General features: G+C 56.3%; 18 protein-coding genes and 1 tRNA gene. 1 reads left to right on the forward strand and 18 read right to left on the reverse strand.

What is annotated here, in order from left to right:
• Window positions 1-29: 29 nt before the first annotated feature.
• From FGL10_RS00385 to nudB, 10 genes are all read right to left on the reverse strand, one after another.
• The gene (locus FGL10_RS00385; protein WP_138251409.1) at window positions 30-1133 is read right to left on the reverse strand and encodes an ABC transporter ATP-binding protein; all 1104 of its coding nucleotides are present in this window, start codon (window positions 1131-1133) and stop codon (window positions 30-32) included.
• A 20-nt stretch (window positions 1134-1153) separates the two neighbouring features.
• Window positions 1154-2671, reverse strand: a complete 1518-nt coding sequence (fbpB, locus tag FGL10_RS00390; RefSeq protein ID WP_003709719.1) for a heme ABC transporter permease FbpB — start codon at window positions 2669-2671, stop codon at window positions 1154-1156.
• A 67-nt stretch (window positions 2672-2738) separates the two neighbouring features.
• The gene (gene fbpA, locus FGL10_RS00395; protein ID WP_002214250.1) at window positions 2739-3734 is read right to left on the reverse strand and encodes a heme ABC transporter substrate-binding protein FbpA; all 996 of its coding nucleotides are present in this window, start codon (window positions 3732-3734) and stop codon (window positions 2739-2741) included.
• Window positions 3735-3986: 252 nt separating this feature from the next.
• On the reverse strand, window positions 3987-4457 hold the full coding sequence (locus tag FGL10_RS00405) for a DMP19 family protein (RefSeq protein ID WP_003709714.1): 471 nt from the start codon (window positions 4455-4457) through the stop codon (window positions 3987-3989).
• A gap of 57 nt (window positions 4458-4514) precedes the next feature.
• On the reverse strand, window positions 4515-5891 hold the full coding sequence (gene argH / locus FGL10_RS00410) for an argininosuccinate lyase (protein WP_003709712.1): 1377 nt from the start codon (window positions 5889-5891) through the stop codon (window positions 4515-4517).
• 18 nt (window positions 5892-5909) lie between these two features.
• Window positions 5910-6779 (reverse strand): UTP--glucose-1-phosphate uridylyltransferase GalU, encoded by an 870-nt coding sequence (gene galU, locus FGL10_RS00415; protein WP_002219636.1) that lies wholly within the window; start codon window positions 6777-6779, stop codon window positions 5910-5912.
• 27 nt (window positions 6780-6806) lie between these two features.
• Window positions 6807-7406 carry an RdgB/HAM1 family non-canonical purine NTP pyrophosphatase gene (gene rdgB, locus FGL10_RS00420; RefSeq protein WP_003709711.1) on the reverse strand — a complete coding sequence of 200 codons (600 nt, stop codon included), beginning with the start codon at window positions 7404-7406 and terminating at the stop codon, window positions 6807-6809.
• Complete coding sequence (locus FGL10_RS00425; RefSeq protein WP_003709709.1) at window positions 7399-7632, reverse strand: NGO_0222 family membrane protein; 234 nt, start codon at window positions 7630-7632, stop codon at window positions 7399-7401. Before FGL10_RS00425 ends, rdgB begins: the two co-directional genes overlap by 8 nt.
• A 107-nt stretch (window positions 7633-7739) precedes the next feature.
• On the reverse strand, window positions 7740-8273 hold the full coding sequence (locus tag FGL10_RS00430; RefSeq protein ID WP_003709708.1) for an inorganic diphosphatase: 534 nt from the start codon (window positions 8271-8273) through the stop codon (window positions 7740-7742).
• Window positions 8274-8374: 101 nt separating this feature from the next.
• Window positions 8375-8833, reverse strand: a complete 459-nt coding sequence (nudB, locus tag FGL10_RS00435; RefSeq protein WP_003709706.1) for a dihydroneopterin triphosphate diphosphatase — start codon at window positions 8831-8833, stop codon at window positions 8375-8377.
• Between the two features lie 208 nt (window positions 8834-9041).
• Between nudB and FGL10_RS00440 the strand changes: the two genes are divergently transcribed.
• A tRNA-Pro gene (locus tag FGL10_RS00440) sits at window positions 9042-9118 on the forward strand.
• Window positions 9119-9231: 113 nt separating this feature from the next.
• Here FGL10_RS00440 and FGL10_RS00445 read toward each other — a convergent pair.
• The 8 genes from FGL10_RS00445 to ampD form a co-directional block, all read right to left on the reverse strand.
• Window positions 9232-10689: a TrkH family potassium uptake protein gene (locus FGL10_RS00445; protein WP_003713458.1), complete on the reverse strand. Its 1458-nt coding sequence runs from the start codon at window positions 10687-10689 to the stop codon at window positions 9232-9234.
• A gap of 14 nt (window positions 10690-10703) precedes the next feature.
• Window positions 10704-11534, reverse strand: a complete 831-nt coding sequence (locus FGL10_RS00450; protein ID WP_003709697.1) for a symmetrical bis(5'-nucleosyl)-tetraphosphatase — start codon at window positions 11532-11534, stop codon at window positions 10704-10706.
• 77 nt (window positions 11535-11611) lie between these two features.
• Entirely contained in the window at window positions 11612-12001 is a 390-nt protein-coding gene (locus FGL10_RS00455) for a RidA family protein (protein ID WP_003709695.1), read from the reverse strand.
• A gap of 136 nt (window positions 12002-12137) precedes the next feature.
• Window positions 12138-12665: an outer membrane beta-barrel protein NspA gene (gene nspA / locus FGL10_RS00460; protein ID WP_002214205.1), complete on the reverse strand. Its 528-nt coding sequence runs from the start codon at window positions 12663-12665 to the stop codon at window positions 12138-12140.
• A 426-nt stretch (window positions 12666-13091) separates the two neighbouring features.
• Window positions 13092-14267 (reverse strand): radical SAM family heme chaperone HemW, encoded by a 1176-nt coding sequence (gene hemW, locus FGL10_RS00475; RefSeq protein WP_003709692.1) that lies wholly within the window; start codon window positions 14265-14267, stop codon window positions 13092-13094.
• 56 nt (window positions 14268-14323) lie between these two features.
• Window positions 14324-16807, reverse strand: coding sequence for an NAD-dependent DNA ligase LigA (gene ligA / locus FGL10_RS00480; RefSeq protein ID WP_003709691.1), 2484 nt, complete (start codon window positions 16805-16807; stop codon window positions 14324-14326).
• A 109-nt stretch (window positions 16808-16916) separates the two neighbouring features.
• A complete protein-coding gene (locus FGL10_RS00485) occupies window positions 16917-18179 on the reverse strand; it encodes a cell division protein ZipA C-terminal FtsZ-binding domain-containing protein (RefSeq protein ID WP_003709689.1) in 1263 nt (420 codons plus the stop codon).
• A gap of 193 nt (window positions 18180-18372) precedes the next feature.
• Window positions 18373-18945: a 1,6-anhydro-N-acetylmuramyl-L-alanine amidase AmpD gene (gene ampD, locus FGL10_RS00490; protein WP_003709688.1), complete on the reverse strand. Its 573-nt coding sequence runs from the start codon at window positions 18943-18945 to the stop codon at window positions 18373-18375.
• Window positions 18946-19027: the final 82 nt, after the last annotated feature.

Here is a 19027-nt window from a genome sequence, read left to right on the forward strand (position 1 = left end):
AAATTATGTTTTCAACAAGATAAATATCGTCAGGCATCGTTATGCCTTTCAGACGGCATCGTGTCTTCTGCCTTATGGGCAGGCGGTTCGGGGAAAAACAGGGCTTCTGAATTTAAGTAGATGCGTGTCTGTGTGCCGTCTGAACAATCGGGAGCATAGGGGGTGTCCAGCGTCAGGACGGTTTGCCCGATTTTCAGGCGGATTTGGGTATGCCGTGCTTTGGGTATGGCGTTGAGGATGGTGGCGGATAATTCGGCGGCTGGGGCGGACTGGCGGTGAAGGCTGAACTGTTCCGGACGGATGAGCAGTGTGCCGCGCGTGCCTGCGGATGCGCCGCTTTGAACGGGCAGCCGGCCCAATCCGCAATCGGCGGTGCCGTCGGCGTTGAGCACGGCGGGGGACACGATGCCTTCGCCGATAAACAGGGCGGCATCAAGGTTGGCGGGGCGGCGGTAAAGTTCGGCAGGCGGGGCGGTTTGGAGTAGTCTGCCTTGTTGGATGACGGCTATTTTGTCTGCGTATTGCAGGGCTTCTTCGCGGTCGTGGCTGACAAAAACGGCGGATTTGCCGTTTTTCCGCAAAACAGACATCATTTCTTCGCGGATTTGGCGGCGCAACTGTTCGTCCAGCGCGCTGAAGGGTTCGTCCAACAAAATCAGTTCGGGATCGGGCGCGAGGGCGCGGGCGAGGGCGACGCGCTGTTGCTGTCCGCCCGAAAGTTCGTGCGGATAGCGTCCGGCAAGTTCGGAAATGCCGGTCAGGTTCAACATAGCTTCTATCCGTTGTTTTTCCTCTGCTTTTTTGCCTTTTCCGTTGCCTAATCCGTAGGCGGTGTTGCGGTAAACGGTCAGGTGGGGGAACAGTACGCCTTCCTGCACGACGTAACCCAAACGGCGTTCGCGGACGGGAAGGTTGGTATTTTTTGAAAAGATGGTTCTGCCGGAAAGAGAAATTTCGCCGGAATCGGGTTGTTCAAAACCGGCGAGGCAGCGTAAAAGGGTGGTTTTGCCGCAGCCGGACGCGCCGACGATGAAGAGGATTTCGCCCGAGTCGAGACTGAGCGAAATGTCGTTTAAAACCGGGGTGTTTTGAAAACTTTTGGACAGGTGTCTGATGCACAGGGCGGCGGTCATGGCGGTGCTTCCTTAAGCTGTTATTTGAAGGCGTATTTCTTCAGCAGGAATACGGGGATGCCGGAAAATAATACCAGCATCAGCGCGTAAGGGGTGGCGGCGGCGTATTGCGCGTCCGATGTGTATTCCCAAACGGCGGTGGAGAGCGTGTGGACATCGTCGGCGGTCAGCAGCAGGGTGGCGGTCAGCTCTTTCATCAGGTTGAGGAAGACGAGTGCGAATGCGGCGGTAATGCCGGGCAGGATGGACGGCAGCACCAAGGTCCTGAAAATAAAGAAGTGTCCGCGCCCCAATGTTGCGCCGACCTGTTCCATTCCTTTGGGGAGTTGTTCCAAGGAAGTCCTCAGGGTGGTTTGCGCCATCGGCAGGTAAAGCATGAAATAGGCAAGGATGACGACGATAAAGGTTTGGTAAACGGCAGGGGTGTAGTTGATGCTGAAATAAACCAAGGATAGGGCGATAACCAAACCGGGGACGGCGTGCAGTAAAAACGGCAGCCTGTCTATCCAAACGGTTAAAAAATTGCGATAGCGGACCGATGCCCAAACAAGGGGTAAGGCACATAATATAGTCAAAACCGCACCCAAAGCCGATACGCTTAAGGAACGGACAAAGGCATCAAATACGGATACGAGCGCGAATGTGCCGGAAGTGCCGACCATCATCCAATGTATCAATACGCCAAAGGGGATAATAATGCCCAAAGTCAACAAGCTGCTTAAAAAAACAATCGCGCCAATCTGACCGGGGAGGTTGAGGGTTTTGACGGGATAAGGACGGGCAACGCCTTTGCCGCTGTGGTAAATCTTGGCTTTGCCGCGAAATATGCTTTCTCCAAATACGACGATGCCGCACACCGCCATTAAAACAGCGGAAAGCAGGGCGGCGGTATTGTTGTTGTAGGACATTTCGTATTCTTGGAAAATGGCAGTGGTAAAAGTGGGGTAGTTCAAAATGGATACCGCGCCAAATTCGACCAGCATATGCAGGGCAATCAGTAACACGCTGCTGCCGATGGCGGGTTTGAGCTGGGGGAGAATGGCGGAAAAAAAGGTTTGCAGGCGGCTTTTGCCCAAGGACAGGCTGACTTCTTCGTAAGACAGGCTGATGCGTTTGAGTGCCGCTTCGACCGGCAGGTAGGCGAGCGGGAACGAGGACAGGCTCATAATCATCACCGTCCCCCAAAAGCCTTCGACACGGAAGGTCAGGCTGATCCAGGTGAAACAGCTGACAAATGCGGGGATGCACAAAGGCAGGGTGATGGCCGTCTGAAAAAAGGTTTTGCCGAAGAAGCGGTAACGTTGGAACAAAAGGGCGCAGGCAATGCCCAAAACAATGGAAATCAGGGTAACGCCCGCCATCATCGTCAAGGTGTTGGAGAGCAAATCCCACATACGCGGGCGGAACAACAGTTCGACGGCGCGGTTGATGCCGACCTGCCACGAACGCATAGCGACATATAAAAAAGGCAGGGTAAGCGGTAGGGCAATCAGTAGGATGAGGCCGGTAAGCCAAATGGGTATTTTTTTAGGAGACATAGTGTTTTTTATCGGCAAAACGGGCGGACAGTATAAATGTCCACCCGTTTGACAATCCGAAAACGGCTTATTTCATACCGGCTTGCTCAAGCAGCCGGGTGGCGTGTTCTTTTTCGGAAACAGTGGTGGCGGACACTTGGGGTGCTTCCAACTTGGCGATGGGTTCCAAATTGAAAGTGGATACCACGTGCGGATTCAAAGGATATTCGGCACGGACGGCGGTCAGGGCGCGCTGTCCTTCCTTGCTGGCGAGGAAGGCGACGAATTTTTTCGCCTCATCCTTGTTTTGGGAGGATTTTAACACGGCTGCGCCGGAATAGGTAACGAGTGCGCCGGGATCTCTGTGGCGGACGAAATTCAGGCGGGTGTGGACATTTTGTACGCCTTTTTCACGCGCAAAAGCGTGCCAGTAGTAGTTGTTGATGAGGGCGGCATCGATTTCGCCGTTTTCAACCGCTTGAAGGGCGACGGAGTTTTTAGCGTAAGGCTTGCCGTATTCTTTCAGACCTTTGAGCCATTTCAATGCGGCCGCTTCGCCTTTCAGTTTGACGATGGCGACAACCTGTTCCAAGAACGCGCCGGAAGTGGGGGCGTAACCGATGCGGTTTTTCCATTTCGGCGTGGCGTAATTTAGGACGGATTTTTCCAAATCTTTTTCAGACAGTTTGCGGGTGTCGTAAACGACGACGCGCGAACGTCCGCTCAGTGCCACCCAGTCTTTTTTGGCGGCAACCGGCACGCCCTTGCCGCGTGTTTCGTTGATGGTGGAGGCGGGCAGGGGCTCTAGGAGGTTGGCTGCGGAAAGGGTGGCGAGTGCCGGGATTTGTTCGGAATAGAATACGTCGGCGGGGCTTCGGCTGCCTTCTTCTTTGATTTGACCGGCAAGCTGGTCGCCTTTGGCGCTGTTGAGTTTGACTTTGATGCCGGTAGCCCGGGTAAAGGCATCTGCAACGGCTTGTGCCGCTTCTTTGTGTTGGCCGTTGTACACGGTAATGTCCGCCAGCGCGGGGGTTGCGGCGGTCAGGGCTGCGGCAAGCAGTGCGTATCGGATAGATGTTTTCATATCGATTTTCTCCTAATGAATGAGGATGTATATCTTGTTAAGACATAACGGTGTGTAGTGTATTCCTTCTTTTTTATAAATGCAAATAATTATTTTTTTAAATTTGTTGTTGTCCGGTCCAGTTATGGTTTGTTATGACTTGTATTTTTTTCCGTGCATCGCGCCCGTAAGGCGGAAGCGGCGGGTAATGCGTGTCGGAATGTGGGTAAAGGCGGCATTTTGATTTGCCGGAATATTTGAGAACCCTTCCCTTTAAAACGCCGTCCGAACAGGGTTGCCGGAATAGTATTGCCATCCCAGCAGATACAGTTTGTCGGGGTCTCGCCAATATTGTTCATCCAGACTGTTCAGCAGTGAGGCGGTTTTGTTGTCGAGATGTTTTGTTATATCCCACATTTCTTTTAGGGTTTTACCTTCCGATTGGAGGTGGCGGATTTCTTTGTCCAATGCGTCTGCCGCCAGATGGATCAGCATTGCGCTGTGTACCGCGCCGATTTTTTTCAGAACGGAACAAGTCTTTTCGGCGGCGGGAAAACCCCAGTTGCAGACAAATTGCAGTATGCCGCCGTTGCCGATATCGGCTTCCGCCCGCCAAATCAAAACCAGCTCCTGTTCCCGTCCGTCCATGCTTTCGAGTTTTCCGTCATGCCGTTCAAAAAGTTTGTCCACCGCCTGCCACATCATCTGTTCGAAGCGGTCGGCTTGGGTATCCGTATCGGTCATCGTGTTCTTGCCTTTTAAAAATGCCGTCTGAACATTTCTTCAGATGGCATTTGGGGGTTAAGCCAACACTTCACGCCAGCGTTTGACTTGGAAACGGACTTGTTCAGGCGCGGTGCCGCCCAAGTGGTTGCGCACGTTTAAGCTGCCTTCGGGTGTCAGCACGCCGTACACGTCGTCTGAAATCAGCTTGCTGAAACCTTGCAAGACTTCAAGCGGCAGTCCGCTCAAATCAACGCCGGCTTCATCGGCGTGGCGCACGGCTTGGGCGACGACTTCGTGGGCATCGCGGAAGGGCATACCTTTTTTGACCAGATAATCCGCCAAGTCGGTGGCGGTGGCAAAACCCTGCATTACGGCGGTGCGCATATTGTCGGGTTTGACGGTTACGCCGCGCATCATATCGGCGTAAATCCGCAACGTGTCGATAAGCGTGTCGGCGGTGTCAAACAGCGGTTCTTTGTCTTCCTGATTGTCTTTGTTGTACGCCAAGGGTTGGGATTTCATCAGGGTAATCAGGCCGATAAGGTGCCCGATAACGCGTCCGGATTTGCCGCGCACGAGTTCGGGTACGTCGGGATTTTTCTTCTGCGGCATGATGGACGAGCCGGTGCAGAAGCGGTCGGCGATGTCGATAAAGCCGAAACGCGGACTCATCCACAAAATCAATTCTTCGGACAGGCGGCTCAGGTGAACCATAACCAGCGAGGCGGCGGCGGTGAACTCGACGGCAAAATCGCGGTCGGATACGGCATCGAGCGAGTTTTGGCAGATTTGCTCGAAACCCAGTAATTCGGCGGTAATTTCGCGCCGAATCGGGTAGGTCGTACCGGCAAGGGCGGCTGCGCCGAGCGGCATACGGTTGACGCGGCGGCGGCAGTCCGCCATCCGTTCGTTATCGCGTCCGAGCATTTCGACGTAGGCGAGCATATGGTGTCCGAAGCTGACGGGCTGGGCGACTTGCAGGTGGGTAAAGCCGGGCATAACGGTTTCGGCGTTTTGTTCCGCCAAATCCAGCAATGCCGTCTGAAGGTTTTGAATCAGGCTTCGGATGACGGTAATTTGGTCGCGCAGCCACAGGCGGATGTCGGTGGCGACTTGGTCGTTGCGGCTGCGGCCGGTGTGCAGACGCTTGCCCGCGTCGCCGATTTTGTCGGTCAGGCGGCGTTCGATGTTCATATGGACATCTTCCAAATCGGGCGACCATTCGATTTTGCCGCTGCGGATTTCTTCGAGGATTTCCGCCATACCCCGGCGGATGTCCGCCAAATCGCCTTCGTCCAACACGCCGGTTTCTTTCAGCATTTGCGCGTGTGCCAGCGAGCCTTGGATGTCCCATTCGGCAAGGCGTCGGTCGAAACCGATGGAGGCGGTGTATTGTTTGACGAGTTCGGAAACGGGTTCGTTGAAACGTCCCGACCAGGTTTTGTCGTGCATAAGGATTCCTTGATGGGGTTATTCGGTGCGGTATTTTTCCAAAAGGCGGCGGAAGGGTTCGCCGGTTTCGGGGTGTTTTAAACCGTAGGCGACGGTGGCTTCGAGGTAGCCCAGTTTGCTGCCGCAGTCGTAGCGTGTGCCTTCAAAGGGGTGCGCCAGGACAAATTCGTGATCGAGCAGCTTGGCGATGCCGTCTGTAAGCTGGATTTCGTTGCCCGCGCCGCGCGGAAGATTGGTTAAGAGGTCGAAAATGCGCGGCGTGAGAATGTAGCGTCCGACGACGGCAAGGTTGGAGGGCGCGTCTTCGGGCTTGGGTTTTTCGACAATGCCGGTAATGCGTTGGAACTGTTTGAGCTGTTCGGTTTCGACGATGCCGTATGAGCCGGTTTGCGACGGTTCGACGGTTTCTACGCCCAAAATGCTGTTGCCGCTGCGTTCGTACACTTCGACCATTTGTTTGAGCGCGCCTTTTGGAGCATCAATTAAATCGTCAGCCAGAATCACGGCAAAGGGTTCGTCTCCGATGGCGGCGCGGGCGCACAAGACGGCGTGTCCCAAGCCCAGTGCTTCGGCCTGGCGGATGTAGAGGCAGGTAATGTTCGGTGGCAGGATGTTGCGGACGTGTTCCAACAATTTGTCTTTATGGCGCATTTCCAACTCGGTTTCGAGTTCGTATGCCTTGTCGAAATGGTCTTCGATGCTGCGTTTGTTGCGTCCGGTAACAAACACCATTTCCGTGCAGCCGGCTTCCACGGCTTCTTCCACGGCGTATTGGATCAGCGGCTTGTCGACGATGGGCAGCATTTCTTTCGGGCTGGCCTTGGTGGCGGGCAGGAAGCGGGTTCCCATCCCTGCGACGGGGAAAACGGCTTTTTTTATCGGTTTCATTCTTTTTCCTTTGTATTGTTTTGATGTTTAAAGGGCGAGTTTGCGGATTAAATCGGCGAGTGCCTGCGCGCGGTGGCTTTCGCGGTTTTTGACCTCCGAATCCAATTCGGCGGCGGTTTTGCCGTGTTCGGGCAGATAAAAATACGGGTCGTAACCGAAACCGTTTTGCCCGAGCGGCGTGTCGTGCCATTGTCCGTGCCATACGCCCTCGGCGATAATCGGGCGCGGATCGTCTTTATGGCGGACAAAAACCAATACGCAGACATAAGAACAACTTTTGTCGGCTTTGCCGGCAAGTTCGGCGGCAAGTTTCAGGTTGTTGGCGGTATCGGATTTGGGATTGCTGCCGGCGTAGCGTGCGGAATGTATGCCCGGCGCGCCGTTTAAGGCGGCGGCACAGATGCCGCTGTCGTCGGCGAGTGCGGGCAGCCCGCTGTATTTGGCGGCGTGCCGGGCTTTTGCCAGCGCATTTTCAACAAAGGTGGAATAGGGTTCCGGACATTCGGGTATGCCGAATTCGGATTGCGGCAATACGGTGATGCCGTAAGGCTTGAATAAGTTGCCGAATTCTTTGAGCTTGCCGGCATTGCCGCTTGCCAAAACGATTTTTTCCGGTTTTTCAGACATAGCGGTTTTCCTTTGTGGCGGATTGGGCGGCGTGTAGGGATTTGTGCCGCAAATAGAGGGCGAGTGCGCCGATTTGTCCGAACAGCGCGCCGAATGCGAAAAGGAAGGCGGCGACGGCAAAGGCTTTGCTGCCGGCGGTCAGCAGATAGGCGCCTAAGAGGACGAGCAGCATAAATGCCAGTGTGAAGAGGGCAACAGACAACAGATAGATTTTTCGGCGGTTCATGGCGTTCGGTCGGAAACGGTATGTTCGGATTATAGCCGATTGGGACGGTATTCCCTAGAGGCTGGAAAAATGCCGTCTGAAGCGGCGTTCAGACGGCAGGGAGAGCGTTATGCCTGTTTGTTCCAACGTTCGACGGATTCTTTGATGACTTTTTTCGCTTCTTCCGCATCGCCCCACGATTCGACTTTGGTCGTACCCGCTTTTTTCAGGTCTTTGTAGTGGTTGAAGTGGAACTCGATTTGTTTGATGAGCTGTTGCGGCAAATCGGCCAAAGTTTTGTAGGCGTTGCCGTTGTTGCGGTCGTCGGCAGGTACGCAGACGATTTTGTCGTCCACTTCGCCGTCGTCAACGAATTTCATCACGCCGATAACGCGCGCTTCCAAGAATACGCCGGTTGCCAGAGGTTGTTCGGTAACGAGCAGCACGTCTAATTCGTCGCCGTCTTCGTCCAAAGTTTGGGGAATGAAGCCGTAGTTGGTCGGTTTGGCGAAGATGGCGGGTTCGACGCGGTCGAGTTGGAATGCGGCCAGTTTGCGGTTCCATTCGATTTTGTGGTTGCTGCCGGCGGGGATTTCGTTGACGACGTTGATGATGCCGCCGTCCACGTCGCCCGGGGTCAGAATTTGGTTGAAGTCTGCCATTTGGTTTCCTTTATTTGGGAAGGTTTGAAGTTTGAAAGTATAGCACAAACGTCCGGTTGAAAATGCGCCCGATGCCGTCTGAAAGGGTGTACGGGCGCGTGTTACCGTTTGCCCAAAAACCTGTCCAGTTCCAAAATCGCGCGCCTGTTGGACGGGGAAAACACTTTTTCCGCCGCTTCTTCCAAGCCGAACCAGCCGTAGGAGACGTGTTCTTCGGGTTGCAGGACGACGGGTGTATCGCGCGGGATTTCGGCCCAGAAGACGTGTTCGCGGTTTTCAAACACGCCTTTGGGATAGCGGTGCCGCCAGTGGTGGTAGATTTCGTAAACCGTGCTGTCGTGCCGGTCTTGGAGCTGCCCGTCCGCCAGCAGGATGCCGGTTTCTTCCCAAACTTCGCGCCTTGCCGTTTGGGCGACGGTTTCGCCCGGTTCGAGGCTGCCGGTTACTGACTGCCAAAACCCTTTCGGATGCGTGCGTTCGATGAGCAGGATGCCGCCGTCCCCGCTATAAAGGACGACCAGTGCGGAGACGGGGTATTTGAGCGGTTTTGCCATCGGCATCTTTCGGCGGGCTGCGGTGATGAAGGGGCTGATTATAGCAAACGCCGCACGTTATGGCGTTTGTCCTTTTCCGCATCCTTTCCCGTCCGGGCGGCGCGCACCGGCGTTTGCCGGTAAATTTTCCGTTGTGTCAAAAAGATAAGGGCGGTTGTGATTTTAATGCTTGCCAAAGCGTCGGGTGGAAACTATAATCCGCAACTTATCGAGTCGGAGTGTGGCGCAGTCTGGTAGCGCACTTGCATGGGGTGCAAGGGGTCGAAGGTTCGAATCCTTTCACTCCGACCAAAAAACATAAGGCAGCCGTTTTTGAAACGGCTGCTTTTTTGTCCGTGTTTTCCGTCTGTATCGCGGGCGGAGCGTTTCAAAATGCCGTCTGAAAGCTGTTCAGACGGCATTTTTTATTTCTTCCAGTAGGCGGGGGTGAAGAGGATGAAGACAGTGAAGATTTCCAGCCTGCCCAAGAGCATGGCGGTAACGCAGATCCATTTCTGCATCACGTCCAAACCGGCGTAATTGCCGGCGGGTCCGACTTCGCCCAGGCCGGGGCCGGAATTGGTGATGCAGGCGATGACGGCGGTGAAGGCGGTGGTAAATTCCATACCGCTCGCCATCAGCAGGAAGCTGAAGAGGACGACGGTCATAAAGTAGATGAAGATGAAGGACATAACGGTCAGCGCGAGGCGGTCGGGTATGGCCTTGCCGCTGATTTTGACGGTGCGGACGGCCTTGGGGTGCAGCAGCACCATCATTTCGCGCAGGCTGAATTTGAACAGGACGAGGGCGCGTATGGTTTTGATGCCGCCGCCGGTCGAGCCGGAGTTGGCGAGGATGTTGGCGAGGAAAAACATCCACAGGGAAATCAGGAGCGGCCATTGCGCGAAGTCGGTGTTGGCCAGCCCGTTTGCCAATCCGATGGAGACGAAGTTGAAGGCGGTGTAGCGCAGGGATTCGATGAAGCCGGCGTAATAGCCGGTGTGCCACAGGTACAGGGCGGCGGCAAGGATGCTGCCGGAGAGCAGCAGCAGCATCGTCCGGCATTCTTCGTCTTTCCAATAGGTTTTGAGGCTGCGGCTGCTGAAGGCGGCGAAATGGCTGGCAAAATTGATGCCGCCGACAATGGTGAAAACGATGATGACTGCTTCGATGAGGGGGGAGTTGTAATAAGCTATGCTGGCATCGTGGGTGGAAAATCCGCCCAGCGAGAGGGTCGCCATCGCGTGACAGACGGCATCGAACCAGCCCATCCCGGCAAAATGCAGGCAGGCTGTCGCGAGGATGGTGATCAGGGTGTAGCCGAACCAGAGTTTTTTCGCCACTTGGGAAATGCGCGGCGACATTTTGCTTTCTTTGTCAATGCCGGGGATTTCGGCTTTGAATAACTGCGTGCCGCCTACGCCGAGCATAGGCAGGATGGCGACGGCAAGGACGATGATGCCCATCCCGCCCAGCCAGTTGAGCATATGCCGCCAAAAGTTGACGGAGGGGGCGAGTCCGTCGACGTGGGGGATGACGGTCGCTCCGGTGGTGGTCAGTCCCGACATCGATTCAAAAAATGCGTCGGTAAAGCCCATATTCGGGAAATACAGGTACATCGGCATCGCCGCCATAGCGGCAAATGCCAGCCACAACATCAGGACGAGGGTGAAGCCGTCGCGCGGGCGCAGTTCGCGCCTGAACCGGAGGGTGGCGAGCCGGACGATGCACGAGCCGGAAAGGGTAACGGTCGCGGTGGTGGCGAAGGCGGTGTACGCGCCGTCCGAAAAGGCGTAGGAGAGGGCGGCGGGTATCAGCAGGATAAAGGAAAACAGCATACCCAGGCGGGAGAGGACGTGGGCGATGGGCAGGATTTTGTGCATAGTGGGGCGGTCCGTTATTTTGCGAAGCTTTTCCAGTCTATGCCGTCGGCGGCTTGGACTTGGGTAATTTCTTCCGTTTCGAGGTTGACGGCGGTCAGCTGCCCGCCCCACAGCGCGCCGGTGTCCAAAGAGATGACGTTATCGGCATTCGTGTAGCCCAGCGAGGACCAGTGTCCGAAGATGATGGTATGGTCGAGGTTTTGCCGGTCGGGGGCTTTGAACCACGGGCGCAGGTAAAGCGGCATTTTTTTCACTGTGGATTTGTAGTCGAAATCCAGTTCGTTTTTAAAGGTCAGGGCGCGCATCCGCGTGAAGGCGTTGACGATGAAGCGCAGGCGGGCATAGCCTTCCAAACCTTCGTCCCACGCGGACGGTTTGTTGCCGTACATTTTGGAGAAGAATTTGACGTATTTTTTGCCGCGCAGTTCGGCTTCGGCTTCTCCGGCGAGCGATTCGGCTTTGGCGATGCGCCATTGCGGCAGGATGCCGGCGTGTACCATCACGCGGCTGCCCTCGCGTATCAACAGCGGTTGCGCGCGCAGCCAGTCGAGCATTTTTTTTCCGTCGGGGTGTTTGAGTATGGGTTCGATTGTGTCGCTGCGTTTGGGCGCGCCTTCGCCGCAGCCGACGGCGAGCAGGTGCAGGTCGTGGTTGCCGAGGACGATTTGCACGCTGTTTTCGTGCCGGATGCAGAATTGCAGTGTTTCGAGGGATTTCGGGCCGCGGTTGACGATGTCGCCCGTCAGCCAAAGGGTGTCCGTGCCGTGGTTGAAACCGATTTTGCCGAGCAGCGCGGTCAGTTCGTCGAAACAGCCTTGTATGTCGCCGATTGCGTAATGTGCCATTGCAGATGTTGTGAAGTGGGAAAGTGTTGCGGTTCGGACGGCATGGTTTTGAAATATCATGCAGTCCGAACGTGGAATTATGCGTTCAAAACGAGGACGGCTTCGGCTTCGACCTGCACGCCTTTGGGCAGCGAGGCAACGCCGACGGCGGCGCGGGCGGGAAACGGCTCGGCGATAAATTCCGCCATCACTTCGTTGAAGACGGCGAAGTTGCCCAAGTCGGTCAGGTAGGCGTTGAGTTTGACGATGTCGTCCAGCGAGCCGTCTGCCGCTTCGGCGACGGCTTGCAGGTTTTTAAAGACCCGGCGGGCTTCGGCGCGGAAATCGCCGTTGCCGACGACGGTCATCGTGGCGGGATCAAGGGGAATCTGACCGCTCATGTAAACGGTGTCGCCCGCGCGCACGGCTTGGCTGTACGCGCCGATGGCGGCGGGGGCTTTGTCGGTGTGGATGATGGTTTTGGACATTTCGGATTCCTCAAAAAATAGGGCGGCAGAAGCCGCAGCATTCGGGATTATCGTACAAAACCGCCGGCTTGTGTAGTTGCGGCGGCGGAAAACAAAACCGCCGAAAGGCTCGGCGGTTTGCGGAATAACGCATATATCAGAATTTGACGCGTACGCCGGCGGACAGTTCGCCGGTACGGACGTTTTTGACGTTGTTGACTTTGCCGATGTAGTTGTAGCGGTAGCCGGCATCCAAATCGACATTGGGAGTAACGGCATAGCTTACGCCCGCCAATACGCCGAGGCCGGTGGAGATTTGGCTGAAGCTGTCGCTGCCGCCCAAGTCGGCGGAGGCGCGGTTGAGGCTCAAGCGCGCGCCGAGATACGGTTTGACGGGCGATTGGGTGTCGAAGTCGTAAATGGCGGACGCGCCGATGCTGTAAAGTTTGAAATCGGTGGATGGGACTTGTTTATAGTTTTTGTAGCGCGTGTAATCGACGGCGAAGCGGAGGTCGTTGATGCGGTAGCCTGCGGAGATGCGCGGGCTGAAGCCTTTGGCAGAACCTAAAGAGCTTGAGGCTTTGGCGTGTGCGGCATCGGCTTGGACGTAAAAGCCGGATGCGCCTTCCGCCAGTGCGGCGGCCGGGAGGGCGAGGGCAATCAGTGCGGCAAGTGCTTTTTTCATATCTTGGTTCCTTTCTTTATGATCGGGAGAAAAATGGTTAAGAATCCGTTAAAGAATCCTGCCGTATTATACTGAAATTTTCTTTTTGCATCGTAATATTTTCAATGCCCCAAGATACGCGGCGCACGCCGGCTTCTCTGCCGACGGCAAAGCCGTTAACCCGCGCGTTGCCCTTAAATGGCGGCATCACGCGGCGGATGGGTGAAACTTGCAAACGGTTTGGAAAAAACAGCGGTATCTGTCGGATTGTTGCAGGTGCAGGCATACGGTTTTTTGTGTGCGGCGTTGCCTTAAGCGTCGGACATTTCCGGCGGCGATGCCGTCTGAAACGCCCCGGAGGGGATGCGGCTGCGTTTCCATCGATAAACATATTTGCCGGCAGCGTTCGGGGCGGGTTTTCCCGGGCGGCCGCCGATTTGTTTGCGCTTATAAAAAACACTGCAATAAATCGTTTAAAAACAAACGTCCCTGCTCGGTCGGGCGGAACACGGTCGGGTCGGTTTCCAGCAGGCCTTTTTGCCTTGCCGTTTCGATTTGCGCCATGATTTTGGCACTCGGTACGCCCGTGCGCTCCTGCAACATCGCGGCGGGTACGCCGTCGGTCAGGCGCAGGGCGTTCATCATAAACTCGAAAGGCAAATCTTCGGCGGCGACGGTTTTGCGTTCGACGGCTTCACCCGGCCGGTTTTGCATCAGGGCGAGGTAGTCGTTGGGATGGCGGCGGCGGACGGTGCGCTCGATGCGGTCGGGGTAGGAAATTTTGCCGTGCGCGCCCGCGCCTATGCCCAAATAATCGCCGAACTGCCAGTAGTTCAAATTGTGGCGGCACCGCATGGCGGGTTTCGCAAAAGCCGATGTTTCGTAATGGATAAAGCCGGCGTTTTCCAATGCGCCGTGTACCGCGTCTTCGATGTCGAGGGCGGCTTCGTCTTGCGGCAAACCTTTGGGCGGCGTGTGTCCGAACGGCGTGTTCGGTTCCATCGTCAGATGATACGCGCTGATGTGGGTCGCGCCTGTGGCGATGGCGGTTTGCACGTCGTCCAATGCCGTCTGAACGGTCTGGTTCGGCAGGGCGTACATCAAGTCGATATTGACTTTATCAAATAATTTCAGGGCGGTAGCTATGGCGGTTAAGGCTTCCTTGCCGTTGTGGACGCGCCCCAGCCTTGAGAGCATATCGTCGTTGAAACTCTGTACACCGATGGAAAGCCGCGTGATGCCTGCGTCTTTAAATCCTTGAAATTTCTCGATTTCAAATGTACCCGGATTGGCTTCCAACGTAATTTCCGCTTCCGGCTGCAAGCGCAACAGCGAACGCACGCCGCTCAACAAACGGTCAATCGATTCTGCCTGAAACAGGCTGGGCGTACCGCCGCCGAAAAATACCGTTTCCACCGGCCTGCCCCAAATATTGGGCAATTCGAGCTGCAAATCGGTCAGCAGCGCGTCGATATAGGCGGCTTCGGGCAATCCGTTTTTCAGACTGTGAGAATTGAAGTCGCAATACGGGCATTTTTTGATGCACCACGGGATATGGATGTAAAGCGACAGGGGCGGTAGGGCGGTGAGCCGGGTGCGGTTTGGAAAGGAAATGGTGTGCATGGTGTGGTTCGGAAAAGTGGACAATGCCGTCTGAAGGCAGTTCAGACGGCACAGGTTCAGCCGAGCAGGGTAAGCAGTTCGGCTTCGCTGAGGACGGAAACGCCCAAGGCATTGGCTTTTTCCAGCTTGCTGCCCGCAGCTTCTCCGGCGACGACGTAGTCGGTTTTTTTGGACACGCTGCCGGAAACTTTGCCGCCTGCGGCTTCGATTAATGCTTGGGCTTGGTCGCGTTTGAGCGTGGGCAGGGTGCCGGTTAACACGAAGGTTTTGCCTGCTACGGCTTTATTGATGCCGTCTGAACGCTGCGCCGCTTCGTCTTCAGACGGCATTTGCGCGAAGAAGGTTTTTAGGTTTTCGAGCAGGGCGGCGTTTTGTGCTTCGCTGCGCCACGCCTGCCAGTCGGTGGGAAGAGCTTTGTCGGTTTGCAGCCCTTCTATACTTTGGCCGGCGAGTTCCCATAAGGCTTGGGCTTTGTTTTCGCTGATTTTGAAACCGGGCAGGCGGGCAATCCAGCGTTGCGGTTCGGCGTGGCGGGCGGGCGGGATGGTAACGGCTTGGGTTTGCGGGGCAACGCCTGCGGCGAGCAGCTCGTCTATCATCGCCTGCTGTTCGGCTTGGGCGAAGAAGTGGGCGATGGAACGCGCCACTACCGTGCCGATGTCGGGCAGGCAGGCGAGGACGGGTTCGGGCGCGCGGCGGACGCGTTCCAGCGATCCGAATGCCTGTGCCAGCGTTTTGGCGGTGCGTTCGCCGACGTGGCGGATGCCGAGCGCGAACAGGAAGCGGGCGAGTTCGGGTGTTTTGCCGGATTCTATGCCTGCGAGGATGTTTTCCGCCCACTTGACCGGTGGTTTTTTATGTTTGCCCGACGCGCCGACCGAACTGCCTTCAGACGGCATTTGATCCGATTCGGCAACGGTTTTGTCCGCCGCTTCCTTCATTTTTTGCAGGGTCGGGATGTCGAGGCGGTAGAGGTCGGCGAAATGGCGGACGAGGTCTTGGGCGACCAGCTGTTCGATTTGTTTTTCACCCAAGCCGTCGATGTCCATCGCTTTACGCGAGGCGAAGTGGATTAAGCCTTGCGCGCGTTGCGCCTGACAAAGCATGCCGCCGCTGCATCGGGCGACGGCTTCGCCTTCTTCGCGTTCGATTTCGCTGCGGCAGATGGGGCAGTGGGTCGGCAGGCGGTAGGGCTTGTGGAGCGGGACAGATCGGGTTTGGTTTGCGGACGGTGTTTCGGCAAACAAATCGTCCTGCCGATGCCCGATGCTGTCTGAAACGGCAACGGCGGTTTCCCGCATCGGACGGCGTTCGAAAATCACACGCACGACTTCGGGAATCACGTCTCCGGCGCGGCGCACGACGACGGTATCGCCGATGCGCACGTCTTTTCGGGACACTTCGTCCTGATTGTGCAGGGTGGCGTTGGTAACGGTTACGCCGCCGACGAATACGGGTTGCAGGCGGGCGACGGGGGTAACGGCTCCGGTGCGCCCGATTTGCACATCGATGGCTTCGACAATGGTTAATGCTTCTTCGGCAGGGAACTTGTGGGCAACCGCCCAGCGCGGCGCGCGGGAGATGAAGCCGAGTTCGCGCTGTTGCGCCAGGCTGTTGACTTTGACGACCATACCGTCGATTTCGTAGGGCAGTTCGGGGCGTTTTTGCTGCATTTGTTCATAAAACGCCAATACTTCATCGATATTTTTGAAACAGCCGAAATTGCCGTCGGGCAGGCTGAAGCCGAGTTTTTGGAAATAGGCGAGTTCTTGGATGTGTTCTTCGGCTGCGAAACCGCCTTGCTGGCGGGCAATCGAATAGGGGAAAAAGTGCAGTTTGCGTTGCGCGGTGATGCGCGAATCGAGTTGGCGCAGGCTGCCGGCAGCGGCGTTGCGCGGATTGGCAAAGGGTTTTTGATTGTTGTCGGCTTGACGTTTATTGAGCGCGGCGAAATCGGCTTTGAGCATCAACACTTCGCCGCGCACTTCGATGAGTTCGGGCGTATTTTCGCCGTGCAGCCGCAGGGGGATGTTGGCGACGGTTTTGACGTTTTGGGTCACGTCTTCGCCCGTCGTGCCGTCGCCGCGTGTTGCCGCCTGCACCAATACGCCGTCGCGGTAGAGCAGGCTGATGGCGAGGCCGTCGAATTTGGGTTCGATTACATATTCCGGTTGTTCGCCGTTTAAACCGTTACGCACACGTTCATCGAAAGCATACATTTCGGCGTGGTCGAACACGCCGTTTTCATCTTGCGGGGAGAAGGCGTTGGTCAGCGACAGCATCGGCACTTCGTGGCGTACTTCGTCAAAGCCTGCCAAAGGCTCGCCGCCGACGCGCTGGGTCGGGCTGTCGGGCAGCTTGAGCTCGGGATGGTTTAACTCCAACGCTTCGAGTTCACGGAACAGGCGGTCGTATTCGGCATCGGGTACGCTGGGCGCGTCTAGGGTGTAGTATTCGTAGGCGTAGCGGTTGAGCAGGTCGGTGAGTTCGTGTATGCGTTGTGCGGTCGGGTTCATGGCGGATAGGTTTTCAGACGGCATTTTTAAAGATGCCGTCTGAACGGGAAACAGGTTGGAAACGGTCGGATTTTACCTGAAAACAAAAGGCGGATGCACCGCTGCCGATGTATCCGCCTTCGGGATTCCGGATTTATGAGAATAGGCGCAGGGCGGTTTGGCTTCCGGGCCGGATGCCGACTTTGAGCATTTCTTCCTGACGTGCCAAAACATAGGTACGCACGTCTTTGAGCCATTGTGTGGATACTTCTTCCATTTTGTCGTTGACCAAATTGAGGTTCAGTTGGCCGGACAGGCGTACCGCCAAATCCATAAAGAGGTCGTCGAAGGTTTTTTCGCCTGCCGGAGAGTGCGGAATATCGAGCAGCATACTGAAGCCTTTGTAGGACTGGTTGTCCAAAAGGGCGTTGGTAAACGGCTCGTTGTTGAGCGCGCAGATGGAGAACATCGTCGAACCGGATTCGTCGGCGTAGTGGAATGCGCCGTCTTCTCCGAGTGTAAAGCCTACGCCCGATACGGCGGAACGCAACTCTACGCCGCTGATGCCGGTGGGGGAGACCAAATGGATGGCGATGGTCTGATCGACGCGGGCGCAAAACGCGTCCAGCGCGGAAGCCACTTCGATAAAGGCGGCAAGGTCGGTATGCAGCGTCCGGCCGCCGATGCTTTGTGCGAATGCGTCCACCTGGCGGTTGAAGGCGGAGAGTTCTTCCTGCGAGGCGAGGCCGTTGCGGCTGACCGCCTGAACGCCGATGATGAAGGCCTGGTAACGCAGGCCGGGGATGGGTTCGGCGACTTGGAAGTGGTCGTCCGTCGTGCAGCCGATGATTTGGTAGCGGTGGCGGTTGGAAAGGCGGGGCAGCGCGTGCAGCTCTGCCGCCTCGGTCAGCGCGATATAGGAGATGAAATCGAAACGCACGTCAAACCAGGGCAGTTCGACTTTGGACAATTCTTGGAGCGTAATCAGCGGTTTTGTCGGCGTTTGCGGGACGGGTGCGGCCTGCGGCGCGGGTTTTTCGGTTTGGGGCTGCGGGGCTGCGGGGGAAGGGGCGGCCGTGCCGCCTTCTTCTAAGACGGTTTCGATTTTGGTTTTGAACGGAGAAGCTGCCGCCTGTTTGTGTTTGGCGATATAGAGGGCATCCTGTTCCTGAAGGCTGAGCAGGGCGGGATCGTGCGGTTTGGCCGGTTTTTTAACCTCGGCTTGCGGTTTCTGCATCACGCCCGAACTTCCGGACGGTTGGCCGTCGCGGACGTGGCTGGTTTTGCTGTTGAGCAGCGCGTCTTTGTCGGAGTGTCCGAACTGGTCGCGCACTTTTTTGCGGTATTGGTTTTCCTGATACATATTGTAGGCGACAACGGCGAGGACGGCGGCGAGGAACAGTACGATGTAAATCATGGCAATCACTTTAAATTTCGGGATGCAGGATACGCAAAAGTGCGGCGCTGCGGTTCAATCGGGCTTGCGTTTCCGGCACTCTGGCAAAACGGCCGGTTATAATGTTTGAATTATAACGAAAATCGCGGGGTATGACAGCAGTGTGTCGAAATAAGGGGGGATTTTCTGCAACACGGTATGGGACGCGCGGCCTTCAGACGGCATTTCTGTCCACGGGAAAGCCTTTTTGCCGGATTTTTTGCCAGTCGAAAAAATGCCCCGGGTCGGTTTTGCGGCCGGGCGCGATGTCCTGATGCCCGGCAACGGCGGCAACGGGGTAGCGGCGGCAAATCGCGTCCAACAAGGTTTCGAGCGAACGGTATTGCGCTTCGGCAAAAGGCTCGAAATCGCAGCCTTCCAGTTCGATGCCGATTGAAAAGGCGTTGCATTTTTCCCTGCCGCCGAATGAAGACACGCCGGCGTGGTACGCCATATCGTCGCAGGAGACGAACTGCACCGTTTCGCCGCCGCGTTTGATTAAGAAATGGCTGGATACGCGCAAAGTGTGTATCAGGCTGAAGAACGGGTGGCTGTCCGGTTCCAGGCGGTTGGCGAACAGTTTTTCCACAGCATCCGTGCCGTATTCGAACGGCGGCAGCGAGATATTGTGCAAGACGATAAGGGAAACCTCTTCTCCGTCCTCCCTCGGGGCGAAGTTCGGAGAGGGGGTGCGGCGCACGCTTTGCAGCCAGCCGCCCTGCCAGCGCGCCGTATCGCGGTCGTCCATTATGTTCCTCCTTTGCGGCGGGCAATTTGGGTTATACTGTCGCCCGAAATTTTAAGACGTATTCCGAATGCTGGGAATCCTA

Origin of the sequence: Neisseria lactamica, from assembly GCF_901482445.1 — a bacterium.
In the GTDB taxonomy this organism is placed as follows: domain Bacteria; phylum Pseudomonadota; class Gammaproteobacteria; order Burkholderiales; family Neisseriaceae; genus Neisseria; species Neisseria lactamica.